Consider the following 20,716-nt stretch of genomic DNA (forward strand, 5'->3'; position numbering starts at 1 on the left):
CACGAGGTGATGTTGCTGTTCGATGTGAACTTCCCGAAAAAAGTATCACGTTCCCCACGTTATTTCTAACCTAAAGCGACATAAAAAGATAAGACATGAAGAATTTATATATTACCCTTAGTTTTATGCTCGCCTCTATGGCAGTAACGGCGCAGAACAAAGATACCGAGGAGGCCGACAAGCTTTATGCCCGCTTTGAGTATGTGGAAGCAGCAGAAGCCTACCAGAAGATAGACAAGAAAGACCCTTACATCTACGGCCAGATAGCCGATAGCTACTACAATGTGTTCAACAGCAAGGAAGCGGTGAAATGGTATGCCAAGGCAACGGAGAGCAGCCAGGATGCCGAAGTATACTGGCGCTACGCGCAGATGCTCAAGGCCGAAGGCCGCTATGAGGAAGCCAATGCGCAGCTGCAGAAGTTCGCGGCCATGGCCCCGGGCGACCAGAGGGCGGTAGAGTTCAAAAAGGACCCGAACTACCTTCCTAAGCTAAGGAACCAGGCGAAATTGTTCGATGAAAAGGCACTGGATATCAACGATAAGAAATACGGCTCTTTCGGTGCGATGCTGCATGACGACAACACGCTCTACTTTACCAGCGCGAGGAACACCTCCCGCAGGACCTACGGCTGGAGCGAGGAACCGTTCCTTGACATGTACACAGCCACCTACAATGCCAACGGCACCTACAGCGAACCGGCCCCGATACCGGAGATCAACTCCAAGTACCACGACGGCCCTGCCACGGTAAGCGCTGATGGCAACACAATGTACTTCTCGAGCGAGAGCTTCAAGGAGCGCAAGGAATACCAGCGGGATGCGGAGAACAACCTAAAGATAGGCCAGGTATGGCTATTCAGGGCAAAGAAGAAGGACGGCAAGTGGGGCGATGTAGAAGCCCTTCCGTTCAACGACAAGAAATGGTCCACAGGCAACCCATCGATAAGCAAGGACGGCAAGACGCTGTACTTCTCCTCGGACAGGGAAGGCACACTGGGCGGCAATGACATCTGGAAAGTGGATGTGAGCGGCGAGAGCTACGGCGAGCCGCAAAACCTTGGCCCTAAAGTGAACACGGCAGGAAGGGAAAGCTTCCCTTTCATCACCGATGACAACGTGCTTTACTTCTCTTCCGACGGAAGAAAAGGCTTCGGGTCGCTGGACATCTTCCGTATCGATCTTAAGAAGAACGATGAGGCGATGAACATCGGCGCGCCGGTGAATGGCGAGAAGGACGATTTTGCCTTCACGTTCAACAACACCAAGAACGTGGGCTTCTTCTCCTCCAACCGTGACGGCTTCGACAAGATATACAGCGCCACGCCACTGTGCGCGGTAGAAGCGATAGTACAGGTAAGGGACAAGAAGACGATGCAGCCACTGGCAGGCGCCAGGGTAGCGATACTTGACGAGAAGAACAACGTGATAGAGACCAGGACAGCCGACGACAAGGGCATGGTGACCTATAATGTGGACTGCGACCGCAACTACGGCCTTCAGGGCAGCATGGCGCAGTACACCAACGGTACCTCGAAGATACCGGCAGGCAAGGCGCCACAGGCCAAAGTGTTCGTAGACCTTGACCCTATCGTAGTGACCCCGGTAGACACCGTAGTAGTGCTGGATGACATCTTCTTTGAGTTCAACAAGAGCAACATCACCAAAGAAGGCGCATTTGTGTTGGACAACCTGGTTGAGACACTGAAGAAATACCCTGACATGGTGATCATGGTGAAGTCGCACACGGACAACCGCGGTAGTGACAAGTACAACATGGCGCTGTCCAACCGCAGGGCGAAGTCAACGGTACAGTACGTTATCTCCAAAGGCATCGCCAAGGCACGCGTATCAGGCGAAGGGTTTGGTGAGAGCCAGCCTAAGGTTGACTGCGGCACAGGATGTACCGAAGAGCAGCACGCACAGAACCGCCGCTCAGAGTTCATCATCGTGAAGAAATGATCTCGGACTTAACAAACCAATTTTCAATAGGAAGCAGCCCCAATTTGGGGCTGCTTTTTTTTATGCCCTCTCTTCCGGATAGCTATCGGTACTTTCCGAAAGGAGTGGCAGTTTCACCCGGGAGTGACTAATTCAAATTACTATTGAATATGAAGTATACGCGATGTTGTAGCTGCGTGAGCGATCGAGGCGGCATCCTGCGGAGGTACGGAGCAGATATAGCCGAAAGCGCGGCCCGGGCGTTTGCCAAAGAAGGGGAGGGACACGCCCAAAGAAAAGTAAAAACTATTCGTTATCTGCCTGGTACCATTCGGCATAGGAAGTTTCGGTTTCCTGAAGCCTTAGGGAATGTAGGGAAATAGAAGAGGGCAGGCGCTTTTTTATCTTATCGGCAAAGTCGATAACCATGTTCTCGCTGGTAGGCTGGTACTCTGTAAGGATCACATGGTGCCCGCGGTCCTTTAGTTCGTTGGCCAATTCAACGTGCGGCGTATTCTTGTTGAATACTGTGGCGTGGTCGAATATATCCACGATCTCTTCCTTGACGATCTTTTTGAGGTCACCGAAGTCGATAACCATACCAAACTTTACATTATTAGAGTCAGTTATAGGTGTACCAATAACAGTGACCGACAGTTTGTAACTATGGCCGTGTACATTTTTGCATTTGCCATCGTAGCCATAAAGGGCGTGTCCGGTTTCGAAAGTGAACTGCTTGGTGATCCTGATCCTGCTCATAGTAGTGGTGGTAAGCCGCAAATTTACTAAATAATATCCATATTGCAGGCTATGGGTTTTCGGGGTATATTTGGCCTAAAATACCGACTATGGACGACTTGCAAGTGAACCCATTGTATGAACAGGTGATAGATGGCCTGATGGAGCAGAACTATTGTATCGTAGATCATTTCTTTTCGAAGGAAGAGGTAATTGCACTGCGCGAGACATTGATCGTGAAGTATGAGGAAGACCGTTTCAGGAAGTCGGCGATAGGCAACCAGGCGAACGAACAGATTGTCGGGGCAATACGTGGCGACTTTATCCTGTGGCTGGATGAAAGCGGTGCTACCACTGCTGAAGAGGACTTCTTTGCCAAGATCAACGATTTTGTGAATTACCTGAACCGTACCTGCTATATGGGCATCAATGAAAAAGAATTCCATTATGCCGTGTATCCGGAAGGGACTTTTTACAAGCGTCACCTGGACACGTTCCAGAACGACAGCCGCCGCAAACTGTCAATAGTTTGTTATCTGAACGATGAAGACTGGCAGCCGGAGTATGGAGGGGAACTAAGCATTTACCTTGATGAAAACGGGAGTGAAAAAGCCATAGATGTTCATCCTATGCAGGGCCGGATGGTAGTATTTGAAAGCCAATTGCTGGAGCACGAGGTAAAGCCGGTAAAAAAGGAACGCCTGAGCATTACGGGGTGGCTGAAGACAAGGGGGTGATTTTGAAATAATTTTTGTCGCATCTCGACTGCGCTCGATGTGACAAAAATTATTCTTATTTATTCTTGAATTTACCCAAGGCCTCTTTTGTATGATCGGAAAGCACGAGCCTGCCTGATATTTTAGCATTTTCATTCAGGAGCGTATCCCAATGTTCTGTCCCCTGCCAAAGGACTTTTTTCATGGAGGCCAGCGCTTCGGGATTATAGGAGGCGAGTTTTAATGTGAACGTGTCAAGCTCTTTGTCGAGGTCGGAAATAGTTTCAAATACTTTAGCATATAGCCCTCTTTCCTTTGCCCAGTAGGCATTTTTCCACTCATCTGCGGCCAAAGTGAGTTCGGCCAGGGCCGACTTGCCCATTTTGCGCTCTACGGCAGGGGCAATTACGAACGGCCCTATACCAATGGTGAATTCAGACAGCTTTATGGCGCTTTCTTCGGTTGCCAAGGCATGATCGCAAGCGGCAGCCAGTCCAACCCCGCCACCCACGGCTTTGCCCTGTATGCGGCCTACAATGAGCTTGGAGCAGTTGCGCATGGCATTGATTACATTGGCAAACCCTGAAAAGAACACGGCGCCTTTTTCCAAACTGTCCACGGCAAGCAACTCATCGAATGAGGCACCGGCACAAAATGCCTTTTCGCCTTCGCTTTTCAAAACGATGATATTCACATCGGGGTTGTGGCTAAGGGTGTTGAGCTCGTCAGTTAACCTTTGCAGCAGTTCTCCCGGAAAGGAATTGCTGGCGGGGTGGCCAAATTCTACCGTAGCGATCTTATTTTGCACAGAAGTGTATAATGAGCCCTGCGGCCTGGTGGTAACGGTCATGGTTTGTTTTTTTGGTAAAATTAGCAGATCTTAAGGGAGCAGGAAATACTTTTTTAAAGATTTGTAATGTGTTGTTTGGAAATTGGTATTTAATTACATTATATTTGCCGCCAAATCATGGGGATGTAGCTCAGCTGGCTAGAGCGCTTGCATGGCATGCAAGAGGTCGTGGGTTCGACTCCCATCTTCTCCACTTTTACTGAATTTTAAGGCTTTTTAAAACGAAGCAAAATCTTCAAAAAGTATCGTAAAACCTGCAAAACCAATGTTTTGCAGGTTTTTTTGTTTTTAGGCCACCTGCAAAGTTTTCAAAAGCGCACAAAAGTTTTGTGGCACTGGCTGTGGCAATTTTCCTCAAAGGTAAAATTGCCACAAAAAGTTAGTTAAGTTTTTGATTATCAACCTGTAAAGCAGGCTAACATCTTGATTGAGAGACGCTATAATTCGACCTTTATTAATTTAAAAATGTTGAATTATGTTAGAACAAAGTTTCGGGCTTACCTTCTTCTTGAAGAGCTCGAAGAAAAAGAGTAATGACCGATTTATTTACTTACGGGTAACGGTCGATGGACTTCCCAAAGAAACCTCTACCAAAAGGAAGTGGGATGCCACACGGTGGAATCAAAAAACAGAAAGGGCTACAGGTACAAGAGAAGACGCTAAAGCCACAAATTTCTTTTTGGAAACGTTAGTGACCAAAATAAACAATTACAGAACTTTAATGATGGCGGAAGGACAGACAATTACTGCCCAACGCCTTATTGATTTCGTGCTTGGTAAAACTGTGTCGAAGGCTAAAGTTATAGAGGAATTCAAGCTCCACAATAGCGAAATTTTCGCACTGGTGCCTAGGGAGTATTCCAAAGTCACCTACATCCGTTACGAAACGGCAAAGGCTCATGTGCAGGAATTTTTAAAGTTTAAGTATAGAATTGATGATCTCGAGTTCAGGGAACTTAACTACGAATTTATAAAAGACTTCGAATTCTACCTCAAAACTGTAAAAAACATTAGCAACAACACCACGCTTAAATACATTTCTAACTTTAAAAAAATAGTTCTCAGGGCAATAGATAAAGAAATCATAGCAGTTGATCCTTTCAAAAGATTTAAGGGCAAGAAAGAAAAGATTATCAAAAGGCCATTGACCAGGCAGGAATTGAGTTTGCTGGAAACGCACCCTATGCCTGTTGAAAGGCTTGCGGTGGTCAGGGACGTATTTGTATTCCAGTGCTACACAGGCTTGGCATATATTGATGTTTACAACCTTATGAATTCGGATATTAAGATGGGAGACGATGATGAACTATGGATCATTAGTGAGCGGCAAAAAACCGGAAGTTCATTTAATGTCCCTTTGCTTCCCCAGGCGCTCAGGATAATTGAACGCTATAAAGACCATCCCCAGTGCTTAATGCGCAATACAGTCCTGCCAGTAATTTCTAACCAACGAATGAATGGGTATCTAAAAGAGATTGCGGATTTGTGCGGTATCGAAAGCACTCTAAACACCCACAAGGCAAGGCGCACTTTTGGAAGTACGGTCACGCTAAATAATAATGTCCCAATTCATGTAGTAAAGGAAATGCTCGGGCATAGTTCAGTCAAACAGACCGAAGAATATGCGCTGACGGAGCAACAGGCAATAGGAAAAGAGATGAGAGTACTACGGGATAAATTCAAAGGGAAGGAGCCTCTACCTATAGAGGTTTCATTTGAGATTATCAGCAGGCTTGAAAATGAGATTATGGAATTAAAAAAACGATTAGTTTAATACTAAGGGTATTGAGACGGACCAATTGTTGCCACACTGCGGCAACAATTTGAACTACTAGTAATCAATGGTTTATAATTGTGTCGACACTGATGACACAATTAAAATACCCTAAAAATAAATTTCAAAACCTATTGTTACCAAATCGGTAACAATTTAATATATTTGCAATGAGAATAATTGCTGTAAGGACACTAAAAGAATATTGGGAGGAGTTTCCGGATTCGGAGAGACCGCTGCAGTACTGGTACAAGGATGTTACTGCTGCTGAATGGGACAGCCCGAATGACTTAAAGAGTCAGTTCGGTAATGCTTCAATCCTGACAGGCAAAAGGATTGTTTTTAATATACACGGTAATACCTACCGTTTGATTGTTGATATTGAGTATCGCCTGAAGATAGTTTTTATAGTCTGGTTAGGCACCCACACGGAGTACGATAGGATTAACGCAAAAGAAATTAGTTATGTTAAGACTGATAAAAAATGATTCGCAATATGAAGATACTCTCGGCCGTATCTATGAGCTAATGCAACTCGACTTGCAAGCTGATACCGAAGAATCTGACGAACTGGAAATTCTTTCGATGCTGGTTAAAAAATATGAGGACGAGCATTACCCTGTTGCTGAGCCTTCGCCAGTCGAAGCGATAAAGTACAGGATGGAGCAACTGAATATTTCTGACGCTGAACTGTCAGAAATATTAGGTGCGCGTTCCCGTAAGTCAGAAATCCTGTCGGGGAAAAGAAAACTTAGCCTAGCCATGATACGTGCTTTAAAAGAAAGACTGAATATATCTGCTGATATACTAATACAGATTTACTAATTTTAGTTTGGTGCAAGAATTCATTTTTATAATTGTCGCCTCAGTGAGGCGACAATTATAGGGCCACTAAATTAATACACCATTTTGTCTCATCACTGATGAGACATTTTTTTTTGAGTTAAAGGGGAACAGCAATATCTCTACCGAGATTGCTCGTTTTTTGCAACTTTTTGAATGTTTTTATAAATTTTCGACTCAGACATTGCTATTACTTTTGCCTATTAAAGTCAGAATGATGGACAAATATACCTTAACATCGGTTGGTATAAGTACATTGCAGGAATTGCTATATAGCCTCAGCGATGATGAGCTAAGGGCAGAAGCAGAACTACTTGCAGCAGACCCCTGCGTATGGATTGCCGCTCATATTGAATTGCAGGTGCATCAATTGGAGTGTTTGCGAAGTATCCATGAGGATTTCTTGCGGATTTTTGGATGGAATGTCTCGGCTGCATTATTAACCCGCAGGCCAATATCCTTATCTTATAGAGTTGACGAAATGTCAAATGACCCAACTAAGAAACTATGCATTTTATATAATTGCAAAGTTTCCTCCCATTGGGCTGACGACCATCATTTATCTACGGGTAGCCTTGATATAGTAATTACTCAATAGCTTCAATTGTAATCTACAATTAAAATTTTAGCTGAAGGCGAGCATGGGAGCATCGCCGGATGTTTGGCGGCATTTATGCCGCCTTTTTAATAGCCGGGAATGCTTGAAGCCTTTTAGAAAATAGAAGCAGTCAAGCGCCGCACGGAAACCCCGGGAAGGTTTCGTGCGGCGCGCGCCTCAGACAGGCAGCGGCACTGTCCTGAAGTCGGCTATGTTCAGGAATAGCCCTCGGTGGGTTGTCATGCCTTTGCGAAACAGCTGCCAAAGCAATGAGCATCCCATCTGCGCCAATGTGGAGTTGATAAATAAATCCTGCTTTTCGAGTGCCTCGGCAAGCGAGCAGCTTGGGGCATCGGTATCATTTTCGGACTGCTTTAGCAAGTCCTCAAATTCCTGCGTTACAAAAGGCAGGCTGCCCACGGCTTCAAATTGCTCAGACTTCGGCTGATGTATGCTGCCAATAGTGGACAGGATAACCTGACCCGTATCTTTGCCATTACCGAAATCCATCCAGTACCTCGGCGTATTGGCATAGTGGCTGTTGGCGTTGGCATCCGTAAGCACTCCTGCAATTTCAAACCGTGCTGCTACGGTGTCCACACAGGAAATGTAAATTGCTGCTTTAGCATTTCCTGACTGGCTGTCGAACTTCTTATACACCGCTTTCCACCCCGTCCCGAAGAAACGATTGCAGCGGGTAATGAGTGCAGCAGCCTTTGGCAACCCGACCTCGCACTGGGCAAACAGCTGCCTGCCGCGGTTGGCTTCGGTTACGCTATCGTCATCCCAAAGGCTTACCTGAAGCCCTGCATGCCCGAGGGCTTGCAGGCTGTGGCTCATCCGTGCAAGGGCTGTCAAAACCTGTGAGCCTGTGCCGCCTGCCCCGATAAGGCAGACTTCGACAGGGTTGGTCGGGTTCAAAAGTTCGGGGGCTGTAAAGTGGGCTTTTGGTTTCATCGAAGTAAGTTTTTAAGCTGCTTGTTATTGGGTACTAGTTCCTCTACAGGGAAAACGCTTCCTGTATCGGCAAGGCTTTGATACAGGCTGATAAGGTTACCCTTTACAGGGTTATGCCCGCCAATGAAATGGCTGAAATAACTCCCGAAGAAATAGCCTTCCCATGCCTGAATAAACTCTTCCAAGGCTGCCGACTGGCTGATGCGTACGTCAACAGAACCCATGCAGACATTCCCGTTATGGTACAGGTTGAAGAACGGGGCATTAAACAAGGGCGTGCTTAGGCAGGGCTTACCCTTTGTTGCAACGGCATAGACAAACAGCCTGCTCTTGTTCGCTGCCCAAACCAAGGCAGGCAGGGGCAGTTCCTGCGATACAATCCCGAGGCTTTCTGAAAAGTATAGCTTTTGGGTCTGTGGCTTGGTATACCACACTACGCTCCCATCTTCAGAAGGATTGATGTGAAGCACAGAGCAAGGAAGCAGCCCCTTAGGTTTTAGGAAGGCTTTAGCGGCAGCTTTTCTTGTATCGAGTGCCTTTGCCAGTCCCTGTGCTTCTTTTACGCTTAGCGGCCTCGCGTTGACAGGGCAGCCATTTTCATCCATGTCGTAATATTCGAGGTAAAGGTCATTATCATTATTCTCGGGCTTGAATACCACGATAGCAGCAGCAGGGTGGTAAAGTGTCGGTATGGTGTCAGTTGCTTTCATCGCCAGTTGTATTTAATATATAGCATAAATCATCTATAAGGGAAAAGAGCCTGCACTCAAAGTCAAGGCTCTCGGTGTCCTGCGCCCGCCCGTCAAAAGTTCGGGTCAGTACGGGCTGCTGAATATCACGGCATTCGTTGAACTCATTGTTCACGCACTCCGAAAGGGTATTGTAGAGCCACCCATCGGTCTCGGCACAAAAGCCGATATACTTGTCCATAGTGATGCAGTCCTCATTATAATCATCCTCGTCATCCTTATGCAGTATTTGGGTATCGGCGTGGCGGTACACATGCCCCTGCGGGTGATCCCGCCAAAGCCCTAATGCCTTTTGAGCAATCGACAGGCAATCGCAGGCAAAGCTGTCAAGCGGTTCAAATCGCTCCACTAAATCCGCAAAACGGTTCAGGTGGCAGGGGTTCCAAAGCCTGCGCTGCATAATCTTGCCAATGTGTTCAGCGGTATTCAACTGTGAGCGGTTGCTGTTATAGCTTTCCTGCTCCCAATCTGTCGGGTCATTCTCAACCCATTCCCGTATCATGTCGTACTGCCAACAGATGTAGCTGCTGTCATCGGTATAGTAAGGGATGGCTGCCACATGGTACAGATAGGCGCACGTACAGAGCAACAGGTGTGCTGCGTGCCTTGTCCTGCGGTCTTGCAGCAGCCCATGCAGCGGAACGACAGGGATATAATAGAGCGTGTTGCCTGTGTTGTAGGTTTCCTCGGCTTGCAGCAACATATTGCCCGCAGCGTCCCTGCTTTCAACTATTTCTATCTGCTCCCGCCTTGCCCGAAGCAAGCTGTTAGCCTCCCACAGAGCTACCGCCTTATTATAGGGGTAGCCGAGGGAGCGGGTGTCCATAGGCGCAACGCCATAGTGGTCGCACAGCAGGGCATAGGAACGGTAAAAATCCTCTTCCTCGTTTTGCGATAGAGCAACAGGCTGCCCTGCAAGATGGGGCAGGAAGCGCACCTTTAGAAAACCATAGGCAGCAGCCCTTGCGGGGCTGCTAGCAGCCTGTCCCGCTGCACCTCTGCTGCATCCTTGCGGCGGTTTACTTGCAGCAGGAATTGCCCTGCGTTTTGGTGCAGCAGCTTTTTCCTTTTGTTTACGGGTAGCTGAAACTGCCCGCTTATCCTTTGTTGCATAATCCATAATTTTAGTTTTACATTATCCTTTCGTACCCATCATGCTCTCAAACCGGTACTGCACTTTATCCTCACTGATAACAGGACCGCTGATTTTGGCGGTGGTCAATATCGGATAGGTATTGGCATAGAATTGCAGCACCGCATCAATGCTCCATTTCGCATCGGGGTCGGTAAGGGTAATCTCATTTCCCTTCTCCTTCATCAGGAATATCCTCGGCATTTGGCTCGCTATCAGCATAATCATCGGTATTAGGTTCTACATCTTCCTCCTCTTGGTTCTCGGCGGGCTGTGCTGCCCCGAACAGGTCAGGGGCGAACTGTGCCTTGAGGCTATCCCTGCGCCCCCGCAGCTGTTCCGCCTTGTCGGGGTACTCGGTCGCTTGCGGCACTTTGCACCACGCCTCCTTAAATTTTCCTTCTGCCTCAAGGGCATCCACCTGCTTCATCGCCTCAAGGAATTTCTTTTCCTTTGGGCTTACTTCTGTGGCGGGCTTGTCAGCTTTCTCGGTTTTCTTTTTCTCCATCGCGGAGTTTTTCTTGGCTTCTTCCTGCCCTTTGAGGTACTGCTCCATATTAACGAGCAGCTGCGATGTCGCCTGTACAGGCTCGGCAATGGCAGGGAAAAATCCCTCGCCAAGTTCCTGCGGCGTACCTTTCAGGATAAGCGGCGTGATATGCGTTTTGGCGGTGTCCCCGCAGGCATCGTTTTGCAACAGCACCGAAACGGTCAGGCTCTCGCCATCCCTGCGCAAGGTCAGGTTCAGGCAGCCCTGAAGGTCAAGGGCTGCCACCTGGCTGAAAAAATTCGTAATTGCCATAATCTTATTTTTTATGTTTATAATGGGGGCTGCTTTCAACGACCGCCCTCAACAGGTTCTCTGCTTTGCGCACCTCGAAAGCATCTTCCGCGCTCATGCCAAGTCTGTCCAGTTCCCCGAAACGGGGCAGTATTTTCTCTATTACAGTGATGGCAGCCTTTTCGGTTACAGAGGTCAGGCGGCTCATGGCATAGCTGTATAATGGTCAAACAATAACTTCACGGCAAGCCCGTAGCGGATATTTTCAGGCAGGGGCGGCAGGGCTGCCGCCTGCTTGACGATGCAGCCGATGGTAAAGATGGCGATATACCCGTCAAATAACTGGTCAGCGAACAGGGTCGTGCTTTTAGCGAGTTTGTACCCGTAGTTGCCTGTTATGCCATGCGCCTGCTCGGCAAGCTGCATCCAAAAGTTAAACGTGATAAGGGAGTTCTCCCAACTGCTGCGCAGGGTCTCCTCATTATCGTTCAGGAAAGCGTGCGCCTCGGTCAGGCTGTCCAGTATGCCCTGCACCTGTTCAGGGAAAAGCGTGGCGAGCAGCTTGCCCTTGTCCACGTTGTTCATGTTCTGCAATGGTTTCATAATCTTGCTTTTTGTGCAGCCCCGCAAGGCGGGGCTGCGGTTATACTTAATTCATCATAAGGGCAGCAGCCCCGCCTTTAGCAAAGTCTGTGCAGAGGTCAAAGGCTTTCTGCGCCCTTGCCTGTGCTGTACCCCCGAGATAAATGGATTTCATTTTATCCTCGTCATTTTTGAAGTTGCGCACATTTTGGTAGTAGCCCGTTACGGCATTGTATGCCCCGAAAACTGTCCCTTTGGTAGTTTCCATCTGCTGCGTGTCGCTTGCCATTGCGTAACCGAATGCGGCATCACAAGCATTTTTGAATACGCTTGAAAGTTCTTCTTCCGCGCCCTTTTTCAACAGGTTGAAAGTTTCGGTATTGGGGCATAGTGCCAATTGTATCAGTTTTTTGACTTCCTTGTCCGAAATGCTGACTTTTGCCCAATCGTTAAAGATGCCTTCTAACTGTATCGAAAGCGTATCAGCCACGCCCATTACCTTGTGGGCATCCTCTAATCGTTGCTTTGCATTGGCGGTATGCCTGATGCGCACCACATTGGTAGCCGAGCGCAAGGCAGCGTTAAGTGTGTTTTGGCAGACGATGCGGATAGGGGTAAAAGCTGCGGTAATACTGCCCGAACCATCGTGCGAGGTAGTCAGGAAAATATACTTTTCGGTAACATCATCCCCGTTGCCTACACGTATATAGCCGGGCAGCTTGGCAGTAATAAAAATGCGCTCACCCTGCCCGATAGCTCCTGCGGTCTCGTATAAGATACCGTCCCCGCCACCTACGATAGCATCAAAGAATGCGAAGGCGTCGGCGTTTTGTACGATTTGGTAATCCTTGCCCACCACGCCAAAAATAGCGTTGGTATCGGTGCGCATGGTTGCGTACTGGTCAGGTACGGCAAAGTCAATGGCAGGCTCGTTGCCTTTAGCAAACAGGGGCGCTTTTACCACTTCATAGTCAAGCCCCGCGTGCGCTATCGCTTCGCGCGAAGTCGGGTAGTCCTGCACGGTTTGCCCAAGGGCGTGCCATGCTTTTTCCTTTACGCTGAAAAAAGAGTATTTCCCTGTGTTCTCGTTGAAATTCAGATTATGTGCCATGATATTTAATATTAGAATTGAACTTAATTTAAAAGGGGAGGTCATCGTGCTGCCCGTCAGGGCTTACCTGCGCTGCTGTAACGTCCATTGCTTCGGGCTTTGCCTTTGCGGGGGGTGCAGCCTTGTTCTTATCTGCTGTAGCCCCGCCACCGTGAAGCGTGATTTTAGAGGTGTGGAAGTTCAGCCCCGCCTTAGCATTGCCTTCGCCGTCCACCCACGCCCGTGCGCTCACCCGCCCCGAGAGTTCCACAATACTGCCTTTGGTGAGGTACTGCGCTATGCCTGTGGCTATCCAGTAGGAACAGTCAAAGAATTCGGTCTGCGTTACCCGCTCGCCGTTTTTTGCCTTGTAGCTGTCGTTAACCGCTACCGAGAAATTAACCACCTTTTTGCCTTCTGACAGGCTGCGCACTACCGCATCGCCTGTCAATCGTCCTGTAATGTCCATGATGTAAAGTTTTTAATGAAACAATCTTATTGCATCCTCTTCAACCCCTGCCAAAACAGCATTTTCCAAAAGAAAAAAGGGAAAAAAAGAAAGCCGTCCTGAAGTGTGCGGGCGCAAGCGGAGCGCTATAAGTCCCAAGGGGTGGCCATCGGCCATTATGCGCGCGCAGCCTGCGACCGCACGATAACTTCGCTTGCCTTTTTATCCCTTTTCGCATTGGAAATGCCATCTCCTCGGATATTGAGTTGATAAGGTCAGGACAATAGTGGTAAAAGGTAAAATAGACTTTATGTATAGGTCAATCGATTTAATGCGGCAGGTTCAAATGTCAAACTTAATACTTAAATTAGGCTTCAAAATTATTGATATGGCATTGTATATTCTGGGCAGCAGTAACGATGATAAGGGCACACAACTGGAAAAACTAACATTCCGGCTGCTTGAAAATTTAGGATTCACTAATATTGTCTGCAATGAAATAGGTAGCGGCGGGCATGAAATAGATGTACGAGCGGAGTATAGTCTTCAGGGATTAGGAGGAGTAGAGAAAAGGCCAATAGTATGTGAATGCAAAGCGCATCGCAATCCTACCTCTATGAGCGATTGGCTAAAGTTCTTAGGTAAGGTCCTCTTGGAAGAGCAACGTGGGAATGTTGATGCCTATTTTATTGCATTAAGCGGTGTAAACGGAAACGTGTCAGGTAATTATAGAGATTTGCAGCACAGTAAAAACAATATTAGGCTTATAACAGGCGAATCGCTTGTTGAAAGACTGTCGGAAATCTTTACACTTAAGCCCGCTGCAGAAATAGAACTTATAATAAATAATTTTACCCGGCGTACGCAGACTGAAATAAGCCACTGTTATTACGAACTCGAAATGTTTTACCTGGTGGGATTTTCCGAGAATCAATATACATTAGTTTCAAATGCAGTGTGCTATTGGGTTTGCAACAAGCTGAAAAATTTGCCCAATTAATTTCAAACAGTACGACTTATAACAAATTTATAGATTTGCAGGAGGAGCAAGATGGAATAGTCAGGAAGGAATCGATCAAGAGGTTTATACTTGCGTTTTTAATGATTGGCACAGGCCTTACAATTGAAAATTTAGCCAACTTATTTTCTGAACAAGACACTGGACTTGGTCCAATACAGCAAATAGAAATTAAAGCGCTTTTGCATGAGTTAGAAGCTGACAACTGGATTAAGAAAGCCAGGACTAAGTATAGTCTCAATGTACAGCCTTTTGCTAAGGTGCCCGAAAAAACGGGTTTGCTTTTTAAATACCTGTTTAGAGAAGCTACTCCACTGATTGTATTTGGATGCGAATTTTATGATAACAGCATTAATGAGGATTTTTTAAGGTATGTATTCGGAGTACAGGGGAATATTTCCATTGAAGAGGAAAGGTGGACTGAAATTATTCAGATATTAAAATTGTCGCCTGCTGCGCTGCATTGGTCACTGTATCCCGATGTAATGATCGTGAGCCATCGCGGAAAGAATTTGGTAAATAAGTTAATTGATGATAATGACCAGCTCTACTTTCTTCAGAGGATAAGTGATTTGCTGGCTAATGACTTCATGAATCCTCATTTGAGGAAATATTTCTATGCGACCCGTAAAATCGTAGAATTAGATGCTGAAAGGAAATTGGTGCTTAAAGATTATCATGGTGTGCATCTGAGTCTTAACTATCGTGAGCGCCTGCAATTAGCGCAAACAACTGACGAATATAATAATCAGGTCATGATAATCAGAATTTTTAATAATCAGCCAGAGCCGTGGGATGAGCCAGCATATGACTCCAAAAGAGTAGAAAAGTTAAATGATCCGAAAGCGTTTTAGAACGGTAATGGCATCAAGTATTTATCAAGTGGCTCACCTCCTTTAAAAGCCAGCTTGCCTATAATCTTATTGTCAGAAACGCTATAATGGATCTCGACAAAAAAGTCGTTAATAGCATATAGCTGATGATGAATTCTGTCGTAGACGATATTATCTACATGCACACCGCGTTCCCAAACGGTTTGGTATTGCAGTTCTTCCGAAAGGATAAGGAATTCGTACAGCTTCATGACTGCTTTTCTAAAATTGACAAGGTCAGGGCATCAGGCCGGCCATTAAAGTACTTTTCCAGTACCCGGCTAAAAACAGGGTTAGAATTCTCAACAACCGTAAATAGTGTCATGCAGGAGCGCAGCTTCAAATCATCAGGAGTTCCGAATATCTGGTTGGCTGTCTTACCTTCAAAAGCCAGAAGTGCTTCCGTAATCTCAATGAGATGCCTTCCGAGTACAGGATGCCTGAGATACTCCGTGGCCTCTAAAATTCCGTTCAGGCCGAAATAACGTGCCGTCTCACTGGTACCTAACCCTTTGAGCTGGGGAAAGATGAACCACATCCAATGCGATTTCTTGCCGCCTTTCTTCACTTCAGAAAGGGCTGTAAGGTACATTTGGTTCTGCGCTTCTAAAAACCTGATTAATTCTTTGTCCGGCATTATCTAAAACTGAATTTTGGGATGGCTAAATTACTATTTCATGCGGTATGTTCCAACCGAATTAACGGATAGATAGGATTAAGAAAGCTTCCTTACCCTGCGGAAAGTAAGGTTGATCCTGGGCAGCATCTCTTTAGCTGACTTGGGGATATGGTGTTCCCAATAGGTATTGGTGGTTCCCGACATCAGCAGCAAAGTGCCGTGATGCAGGGGAATCTCTATTTGTCCGATAGCTTTATTGGTCTTATGGCGGAACCGGAATGGCCTTGTCTGCCCGAAGGTTACCGAAGCAATAGAAGGATTTCTGCCGATCTTATGCTCCTTATCGGAATGCCAGGCTACGCTGTCATTCCCGTTGCGGTACAGGTTCAGCAGCACCGCGTTGAAGGAAAGCCCGGTCTCCCTTTCAACTTTCCCGCGCAATTCCAAAAGTTCCCGTGTCCATGGCAGTGCGCTTTCGCCTGCTTCCTCCTGCTCGCCATACCAGGCGATCATACGGGGAGCCGTAACTACTTTATCATACATAGGCATCTGGTATTCATGCCATGGCGTGTTATGCAATAGCGCATGGTAATGCCGGTCAGCTTCTTCCTTTGGGATAAAGCCATCGTACTTCATAAGCTCCAGGTCCGGCAGGTCATATGTTTTTTTACCTTCTGTACCCGATGTGAACAGATCGGTATCATTAAATAGTGTCATAACATTCTACTCTTAGTGTGTTGCTTTCTCTTTAGCCTCAGCCATCTTATGCCTTGGCAGGTTGATCTCCTGTTCCTGTGGATACGGCGCCCTGTGTGTCATGGAGACATCTTCGCGCAGTTTCTCCTGCGTACGGGAACTTTCGATGTCTGTTTCCCTGTAGCGTGGGTCAGGGATGAAAGGCATCTTTTCCATCTTTGAGATGGTAATCGTGGGAAAATGATAATCCACTTCCACAGTCCCAAGGAGCAGGTAACATCCGCCGCCCTTAAAAGGATATTCTTTTAAGCTGCCAGTAAAATGGGCCGTATCAAAGAACTCACCATTGGCATCAATCCACGTCCCGAAGTACATGGCGCCCATCTTGGTGGGGACATGCTTGCGCGATACGAGATAAGCGAGCATCTTCACCTGCTTCTTATGATGCTTCACCAAATCGCGTGCCATCACATCACCGCGGTAGGATGTTTTCAGCAGGTTAAAAGGTGTGACCGATACCGGAAAACCCAGCAGTTCGATCTCATCAAAGGCATCCTCAAATGGGGAGCGCTTTAGTTCGGGCAGCTTGTAGTCCCTGACGGGTTCGGGCAGCAATTGCGGATAGCGGTTTTCCGGCTTAAAGTTCATCATGATTCGCCTTGCCGTCACCAGCAGCTCGTTCTTTGTCTTGCCGGTGCAGCGCAGTGCACCGATATAGATCAGCAATTGCAGGCCCTCAATGCCGATGGGGATGCGGTTGATAAAATCCTCAAGGGACGTATAATTACCATTGGCATTCCGCTCATCCACTATCCGCTGCGCGATCTCTCCCTGCAAGCCCTGCAGATGCATGATTCCCAAATACACGTCCTTGCCATAGAGTGTAGTTTCCACCATGCTTTTATTTACGCAGGGGTTGTGGATGGCAGCCCCTGACATCCGCGCCTCATGCACGTAGACCTCCGTACGGTAAAAGCCCCCCTGGTTGTTGATGACCGCTACCATAAACTCAATCGGGTAATGCACTTTCAGGTAAAGGCTTTGGTAGCTTTCCACGGCATAGGATGCCGAGTGCGCCTTACAAAACGAGTACCCTGCAAAGGATTCGATCTGGCGGTAAATCTCCGTACTCAGCTGTTCCGGATGCCCTTTTTCTGCGCAGCACCTGAAAAAATTATCCTTTACTTTCTGAAGGGCTGCCTTAGACCTTCCTTTGCCACTCATAGCACGGCGCAGGATATCACCATCGGCAGCAGGAAGCCCTCCGTAGTGAAGGGCAATCTTGATCACATCCTCCTGGTACACCATGATGCCATACGTTTCCCCAAGCTGCTCCTCGAACACCGGATGAAAATACTCAAACTTGTCAGGGTAATTGTGGCGGAAAATATACTCCTTCATCATCCCGCTCTGTGCTACCCCAGGGCGTATAATGGAGGAGGCCGCTACAAGGGTCTTATAGTTGTTGCACTTCAAACGCCGCAGCAAGCCCCGCATAGCCGGGCTCTCGATGTAAAAGCACCCGATGGTCCTGCCTTGCCCCAGAAATTCATTGCATGCTGCCTCATCTTTGGATATTGATGTATCACGGATATTGACGTCAATCCCCCTGTTTTTCTTAATCAGCTTTACCGAATCATCGATGTGCCCGATACCCCGTTGGGATAGGATATCAAATTTATCAAAGCCTATGTCCTCAGCAACATGCATATCAAACTGGACGATGGGGAAACCTTTTGGCGGCATTTCCAGTGCCGTAAAATCCGTAATGGGGTCTTCCGAAATGAGTATGCCGCAGGAATGCATGGAGCGCTGGTTGGGGTACTTTTCCATCATCATCCCATAGCGGTGTATCATCCTCACAATCTCGTTCCTGTCATGCTGGTCCATTGAAGTACCGGACAGCTTATCCAATTCTTCTTTGGGCCTGCCAAATACTTTGCCCAACTCCCGGAATATGGATTTGTACTTGAACTCTACATTGGTGCCGCAAAAGGCTACATGGTCTCCGCCATACCGCTTGAATATATAATCCAGGATCACATCCCGCTCTTTCCACGACCAGTCAATATCAAAATCAGGTGGGCTTTTGCGGTTGAGGTTCAAAAAGCGCTCAAAATACAGATCCAGCTCCAGCGGGCAGATGTCCGTTATACCCAAGCAATAAGCAATGATGCTGTTGGCACCACTACCGCGGCCGATATGCAAAAAGCCCATCGAATTGCTGTAGCGGATAATATCCCAGGTAATCAGGAAGTAGCCGCTAAACTCCAGCTGGTGTATGACCTTCAGCTCTTTTTCCACACGTTCTTTTGCTGCGGGATTATCTGGGCCATACCTTCGGATAAGCCCCTGATGGGCAAGGCTGGTCAGCAGCTCCAAATCGGTATCCCTGCCTGAGGTATAATTTTTCTTATTACGGGGTACGCCAAACTGGTACTCAAAGTTACACGCATCGATAAGGGTGTAGGTATTGCGCAGTATCTGTGAATACTGGCTGTATTCCGCTATCAAAGTTTCCATCGGAGCCATTACCTCATTTCCATCGCAGTAATCATCAGCAGTGAGTTTGCTGCCCAGGGTGTTCAGGTCAACGGCCCTTAGTATGCGGTGAAGGTTGTATTCCTGCTTCCCCCTAAAGGTAACGGGCTGGAGTACGACCATTTTGTCAAGCTTTGATTTCCACTGGGGGCGTATCAAAAGCGAAAGCTCTTCAGGCCGCACACCAATGTATTCATATTCCCGAAGTGAAACCGGGACATTATGAAGTGGATAAATAACGGCCACATCCACAAAGTCCGGCGCTATAGCCGGCATGGGAATGCCATCCAGATTGTATTTGGTCCTGTGTCGGTTGATCTCTCCCAAACCTTCACGATTCTTAGCCAATGCTATATATAGCAGCCTGTTGCCCTCCCGCATTTCCATCCCTACGATAGGCTTAATGTCTGCCTCTTGGCAGAGCTTGTAAAATTCATAGATGCCTGTCACCGTATTGATATCAGTCAGCGCCATAGCCGTTGCCCCGCAGGCTTTGCCCAGGGTAACAAGGTCGGCAACTGGTATAGTCCCGTACCTGAGGCTGTGAAAAGAGTGGCAGTTCAAATACATCTCAAATCGCTTTAGGCTTAATAAAAGCGCCGCTGCAGCGCATGACCGCACCCGGCCCGAAACGATTCTTTATCCTGTCCATGGCCTGGTAGAGGGACATCATCTCCTGTGTGTCTTCAAAAAGATTAATCTGGTAGGAGCCCCGCACCAGCTTGCTGAAGCGTACCCCGACAAGGCGCAGGCTCATACGGCGCTGGTAGAGTTTCTCAAAAACTTCCAGCACCGCCCTTGTCAGCGTATGGTCTGCCGAGGTATAGGCAAGGGTAACCTGCCGCGTCTCGGTGTCAAAGTTGGAGTATCGGATCTTAACGGTCACATTGGAAGTCAGCCATCCTTCGCTGCGCAGCTGGTACGCCAGTTTCTCCACCATCCCCGAAAGGACGGAGCGCAGGAAAGCAATATCAGTCGTATCCTGATGGAAGGTATCTTCCGTAGATAAGGATTTGCGTTCGCGGTAGGGCTCCACAGGATTGTTATCGATACCGTTTGCCTTCTTCCATAATTCCATCCCGTTCTGGCCGATCATTTCCTGGAGCACCTTTGCCGGCATCTCGGCCAGGGTCTGGATGTTGCGGATTCCGATACGCGAGAGCAGGTTAAACGTAGCATCGCCAACCATGGGTATTTTCCGGATGGAAAGCGGGTTCAGGAACTGCTGCACCTGAGGCTGGAGTATTTCAAGGTTGCCTTTGGGCTTGCCTTCCCCGGTCGCGATCTTAGAGACGGTCTTGTTTACCGAAAGCGCAAAGCTTAGGGGCAGCCCCGTTTCATGGGTAACTTTAGCCACCAGCTCACGGGTCCATTTGTAGGAGCCATGGAATTTGTCCATTCCTGTGATATCGAGGTAGAATTCATCGATGGAAGCCTTTTCCATTACCGGTGCATTCTCTTCTATAATTTGCGAGACCGTATTGGAATATCGGGAGAACAATTCCATATCACCCTTAACAATGCGGGCTTCAGGGCACAGCCGGAGCGCCATCTTTATCGGCATTGCCGAGCGCACCCCGAATCGGCGCGCCTCATACGAGCAGGAAGCTACCACACCGCGGTCACCACCGCCAACAATCAGGGGAATGCCTTCAAGGCCAGTGTTTTGCAGCCTAACGCAGGACACGAAAAAAGTGTCCAGATCCATATGTACAATCGAGCGTTCCATAATCCTTCCTATTTGTACTGTACAAAATTAGGACAGATAATCA

Annotated in this window: 23 protein-coding genes and 1 tRNA gene; 8 read left to right on the forward strand and 16 right to left on the reverse strand. The window is 47.6% G+C overall.

Translation table 11 applies throughout. The features are described from left to right. The first annotated feature begins 95 nt into the window (after positions 1 to 95). A complete protein-coding gene (locus ACT6R0_RS00005) occupies positions 96 to 1,961 on the forward strand; it encodes an OmpA family protein (protein WP_444658759.1) in 1,866 nt (621 codons plus the stop codon). 285 nt (positions 1,962 to 2,246) lie between these two features. Here the strand turns inward: ACT6R0_RS00005 and ACT6R0_RS00010 are convergent, their stop codons facing one another. Further along, on the reverse strand, positions 2,247 to 2,699 hold the full coding sequence (locus tag ACT6R0_RS00010; protein ID WP_444650152.1) for a 6-pyruvoyl trahydropterin synthase family protein: 453 nt from the start codon (positions 2,697 to 2,699) through the stop codon (positions 2,247 to 2,249). A gap of 89 nt (positions 2,700 to 2,788) precedes the next feature. Here ACT6R0_RS00010 and ACT6R0_RS00015 point away from each other — a divergent pair, with 89 nt between their 5' ends. After that, positions 2,789 to 3,415, forward strand: a complete 627-nt coding sequence (locus ACT6R0_RS00015) for a 2OG-Fe(II) oxygenase (protein WP_444650154.1) — start codon at positions 2,789 to 2,791, stop codon at positions 3,413 to 3,415. Positions 3,416 to 3,470: 55 nt separating this feature from the next. Here ACT6R0_RS00015 and ACT6R0_RS00020 read toward each other — a convergent pair whose 3' ends face one another. After that, the gene (locus ACT6R0_RS00020) at positions 3,471 to 4,244 is read right to left on the reverse strand and encodes an enoyl-CoA hydratase/isomerase family protein (RefSeq protein WP_444650156.1); all 774 of its coding nucleotides are present in this window, start codon (positions 4,242 to 4,244) and stop codon (positions 3,471 to 3,473) included. A gap of 119 nt (positions 4,245 to 4,363) precedes the next feature. On the opposite strand from ACT6R0_RS00020, the gene ACT6R0_RS00025 reads away from it, so the two are divergent. The 4 genes from ACT6R0_RS00025 to ACT6R0_RS00040 all read left to right on the forward strand — a co-directional run bounded on the left by ACT6R0_RS00025 (position 4,364) and on the right by ACT6R0_RS00040 (position 6,843). Then, a tRNA-Ala gene (locus ACT6R0_RS00025) sits at positions 4,364 to 4,437 on the forward strand. Between the two features lie 282 nt (positions 4,438 to 4,719). Further along, positions 4,720 to 6,018 (forward strand): site-specific integrase, encoded by a 1,299-nt coding sequence (locus ACT6R0_RS00030; RefSeq protein WP_444650158.1) that lies wholly within the window; start codon positions 4,720 to 4,722, stop codon positions 6,016 to 6,018. 170 nt (positions 6,019 to 6,188) lie between these two features. Then, a complete protein-coding gene (locus ACT6R0_RS00035; protein WP_444650159.1) occupies positions 6,189 to 6,506 on the forward strand; it encodes a type II toxin-antitoxin system HigB family toxin in 318 nt (105 codons plus the stop codon). Next, the gene (locus ACT6R0_RS00040; RefSeq protein WP_444650160.1) at positions 6,484 to 6,843 is read left to right on the forward strand and encodes a helix-turn-helix domain-containing protein; all 360 of its coding nucleotides are present in this window, start codon (positions 6,484 to 6,486) and stop codon (positions 6,841 to 6,843) included. The genes ACT6R0_RS00035 and ACT6R0_RS00040 overlap by 23 nt, the downstream gene beginning before the upstream one ends. A gap of 793 nt (positions 6,844 to 7,636) precedes the next feature. Here ACT6R0_RS00040 and ACT6R0_RS00045 read toward each other — a convergent pair. The 9 genes from ACT6R0_RS00045 to ACT6R0_RS00085 are packed head-to-tail and all read right to left on the reverse strand — an operon-like array spanning position 7,637 to position 13,219. Beyond that, entirely contained in the window at positions 7,637 to 8,416 is a 780-nt protein-coding gene (locus ACT6R0_RS00045; protein ID WP_444650162.1) for a PRTRC system ThiF family protein, read from the reverse strand. Beyond that, on the reverse strand, positions 8,413 to 9,126 hold the full coding sequence (locus tag ACT6R0_RS00050) for a PRTRC system protein B (RefSeq protein ID WP_444650163.1): 714 nt from the start codon (positions 9,124 to 9,126) through the stop codon (positions 8,413 to 8,415). Before ACT6R0_RS00050 ends, ACT6R0_RS00045 begins: the two co-directional genes overlap by 4 nt. Continuing rightward, a complete protein-coding gene (locus tag ACT6R0_RS00055) occupies positions 9,113 to 10,285 on the reverse strand; it encodes a hypothetical protein (RefSeq protein WP_444650164.1) in 1,173 nt (390 codons plus the stop codon). The genes ACT6R0_RS00050 and ACT6R0_RS00055 overlap by 14 nt, the downstream gene beginning before the upstream one ends. Before the next feature lie 15 nt (positions 10,286 to 10,300). Continuing rightward, on the reverse strand, positions 10,301 to 10,519 hold the full coding sequence (locus ACT6R0_RS00060) for a PRTRC system protein C (protein ID WP_444650166.1): 219 nt from the start codon (positions 10,517 to 10,519) through the stop codon (positions 10,301 to 10,303). After that, the gene (locus ACT6R0_RS00065; protein ID WP_444650167.1) at positions 10,464 to 11,099 is read right to left on the reverse strand and encodes a PRTRC system protein E; all 636 of its coding nucleotides are present in this window, start codon (positions 11,097 to 11,099) and stop codon (positions 10,464 to 10,466) included. Before ACT6R0_RS00065 ends, ACT6R0_RS00060 begins: the two co-directional genes overlap by 56 nt. Before the next feature lie 4 nt (positions 11,100 to 11,103). Continuing rightward, positions 11,104 to 11,286, reverse strand: a complete 183-nt coding sequence (locus ACT6R0_RS00070) for a hypothetical protein (RefSeq protein ID WP_444650168.1) — start codon at positions 11,284 to 11,286, stop codon at positions 11,104 to 11,106. Then, a complete protein-coding gene (locus tag ACT6R0_RS00075) occupies positions 11,283 to 11,681 on the reverse strand; it encodes a hypothetical protein (RefSeq protein ID WP_444650170.1) in 399 nt (132 codons plus the stop codon). Before ACT6R0_RS00075 ends, ACT6R0_RS00070 begins: the two co-directional genes overlap by 4 nt. Before the next feature lie 46 nt (positions 11,682 to 11,727). Continuing rightward, positions 11,728 to 12,771: a DUF932 domain-containing protein gene (locus tag ACT6R0_RS00080; RefSeq protein WP_444650172.1), complete on the reverse strand. Its 1,044-nt coding sequence runs from the start codon at positions 12,769 to 12,771 to the stop codon at positions 11,728 to 11,730. 28 nt (positions 12,772 to 12,799) lie between these two features. Continuing rightward, positions 12,800 to 13,219, reverse strand: a complete 420-nt coding sequence (locus ACT6R0_RS00085; protein WP_444650174.1) for a single-stranded DNA-binding protein — start codon at positions 13,217 to 13,219, stop codon at positions 12,800 to 12,802. A gap of 289 nt (positions 13,220 to 13,508) precedes the next feature. Between ACT6R0_RS00085 and ACT6R0_RS00090 the strand changes: the two genes are divergently transcribed. After that, positions 13,509 to 14,198 (forward strand): restriction endonuclease, encoded by a 690-nt coding sequence (locus ACT6R0_RS00090; protein WP_444650176.1) that lies wholly within the window; start codon positions 13,509 to 13,511, stop codon positions 14,196 to 14,198. After that, on the forward strand, positions 14,162 to 15,070 hold the full coding sequence (locus ACT6R0_RS00095) for a hypothetical protein (RefSeq protein WP_444650178.1): 909 nt from the start codon (positions 14,162 to 14,164) through the stop codon (positions 15,068 to 15,070). Before ACT6R0_RS00090 ends, ACT6R0_RS00095 begins: the two co-directional genes overlap by 37 nt. Here ACT6R0_RS00095 and ACT6R0_RS00100 read toward each other — a convergent pair. The 5 genes from ACT6R0_RS00100 to dinB form a co-directional block, all read right to left on the reverse strand. Further along, positions 15,067 to 15,300, reverse strand: coding sequence for a hypothetical protein (locus ACT6R0_RS00100; RefSeq protein WP_444650179.1), 234 nt, complete (start codon positions 15,298 to 15,300; stop codon positions 15,067 to 15,069). The two genes, ACT6R0_RS00095 and ACT6R0_RS00100, sit on opposite strands and share 4 nt — an antisense overlap. Then, the gene (locus tag ACT6R0_RS00105) at positions 15,297 to 15,725 is read right to left on the reverse strand and encodes a DUF1810 domain-containing protein (RefSeq protein ID WP_444650181.1); all 429 of its coding nucleotides are present in this window, start codon (positions 15,723 to 15,725) and stop codon (positions 15,297 to 15,299) included. The genes ACT6R0_RS00100 and ACT6R0_RS00105 overlap by 4 nt, the downstream gene beginning before the upstream one ends. A gap of 78 nt (positions 15,726 to 15,803) precedes the next feature. Beyond that, the gene (locus tag ACT6R0_RS00110) at positions 15,804 to 16,424 is read right to left on the reverse strand and encodes an alpha-ketoglutarate-dependent dioxygenase AlkB family protein (RefSeq protein WP_444650182.1); all 621 of its coding nucleotides are present in this window, start codon (positions 16,422 to 16,424) and stop codon (positions 15,804 to 15,806) included. Positions 16,425 to 16,436: 12 nt separating this feature from the next. Then, positions 16,437 to 19,514 (reverse strand): DNA polymerase III subunit alpha, encoded by a 3,078-nt coding sequence (locus ACT6R0_RS00115; RefSeq protein WP_444650183.1) that lies wholly within the window; start codon positions 19,512 to 19,514, stop codon positions 16,437 to 16,439. A gap of 1 nt (position 19,515) precedes the next feature. Next, positions 19,516 to 20,673 (reverse strand): DNA polymerase IV, encoded by a 1,158-nt coding sequence (dinB, locus tag ACT6R0_RS00120; protein ID WP_444650185.1) that lies wholly within the window; start codon positions 20,671 to 20,673, stop codon positions 19,516 to 19,518. Between the last annotated feature and the right edge of the window lie 43 nt (positions 20,674 to 20,716).

The organism is Flavobacterium sp., assembly GCF_052437795.1.
GTDB lineage: Bacteria > Bacteroidota > Bacteroidia > Flavobacteriales > Flavobacteriaceae > Flavobacterium.

Bases quoted from the DNA above. Each gene is read 5' to 3' on its own strand.
- ACT6R0_RS00005 (WP_444658759.1), top strand. From the start codon at position 96: ATGAAGAATTTATATATTACCCTTAGTTTTATGCTCGCCTCTATGGCA.
- ACT6R0_RS00010 (WP_444650152.1), bottom strand. From the start codon at position 2,699: ATGAGCAGGATCAGGATCACCAAGCAGTTCACTTTCGAAACCGGACAC.
- ACT6R0_RS00015 (WP_444650154.1), top strand. From the start codon at position 2,789: ATGGACGACTTGCAAGTGAACCCATTGTATGAACAGGTGATAGATGGC.
- ACT6R0_RS00020 (WP_444650156.1), bottom strand. From the start codon at position 4,244: ATGACCGTTACCACCAGGCCGCAGGGCTCATTATACACTTCTGTGCAA.
- ACT6R0_RS00030 (WP_444650158.1), top strand. From the start codon at position 4,720: ATGTTAGAACAAAGTTTCGGGCTTACCTTCTTCTTGAAGAGCTCGAAG.
- ACT6R0_RS00035 (WP_444650159.1), top strand. From the start codon at position 6,189: ATGAGAATAATTGCTGTAAGGACACTAAAAGAATATTGGGAGGAGTTT.
- ACT6R0_RS00040 (WP_444650160.1), top strand. From the start codon at position 6,484: ATGTTAAGACTGATAAAAAATGATTCGCAATATGAAGATACTCTCGGC.
- ACT6R0_RS00045 (WP_444650162.1), bottom strand. From the start codon at position 8,416: ATGAAACCAAAAGCCCACTTTACAGCCCCCGAACTTTTGAACCCGACC.
- ACT6R0_RS00050 (WP_444650163.1), bottom strand. From the start codon at position 9,126: ATGAAAGCAACTGACACCATACCGACACTTTACCACCCTGCTGCTGCT.
- ACT6R0_RS00055 (WP_444650164.1), bottom strand. From the start codon at position 10,285: ATGGATTATGCAACAAAGGATAAGCGGGCAGTTTCAGCTACCCGTAAA.
- ACT6R0_RS00060 (WP_444650166.1), bottom strand. From the start codon at position 10,519: ATGCTGATAGCGAGCCAAATGCCGAGGATATTCCTGATGAAGGAGAAG.
- ACT6R0_RS00065 (WP_444650167.1), bottom strand. From the start codon at position 11,099: ATGGCAATTACGAATTTTTTCAGCCAGGTGGCAGCCCTTGACCTTCAG.
- ACT6R0_RS00070 (WP_444650168.1), bottom strand. From the start codon at position 11,286: ATGAGCCGCCTGACCTCTGTAACCGAAAAGGCTGCCATCACTGTAATA.
- ACT6R0_RS00075 (WP_444650170.1), bottom strand. From the start codon at position 11,681: ATGAAACCATTGCAGAACATGAACAACGTGGACAAGGGCAAGCTGCTC.
- ACT6R0_RS00080 (WP_444650172.1), bottom strand. From the start codon at position 12,771: ATGGCACATAATCTGAATTTCAACGAGAACACAGGGAAATACTCTTTT.
- ACT6R0_RS00085 (WP_444650174.1), bottom strand. From the start codon at position 13,219: ATGGACATTACAGGACGATTGACAGGCGATGCGGTAGTGCGCAGCCTG.
- ACT6R0_RS00090 (WP_444650176.1), top strand. From the start codon at position 13,509: ATGTATAGGTCAATCGATTTAATGCGGCAGGTTCAAATGTCAAACTTA.
- ACT6R0_RS00100 (WP_444650179.1), bottom strand. From the start codon at position 15,300: ATGAAGCTGTACGAATTCCTTATCCTTTCGGAAGAACTGCAATACCAA.
- ACT6R0_RS00105 (WP_444650181.1), bottom strand. From the start codon at position 15,725: ATGCCGGACAAAGAATTAATCAGGTTTTTAGAAGCGCAGAACCAAATG.
- ACT6R0_RS00110 (WP_444650182.1), bottom strand. From the start codon at position 16,424: ATGACACTATTTAATGATACCGATCTGTTCACATCGGGTACAGAAGGT.
- ACT6R0_RS00115 (WP_444650183.1), bottom strand. From the start codon at position 19,514: ATGTATTTGAACTGCCACTCTTTTCACAGCCTCAGGTACGGGACTATA.
- dinB (WP_444650185.1), bottom strand. From the start codon at position 20,673: ATGGAACGCTCGATTGTACATATGGATCTGGACACTTTTTTCGTGTCC.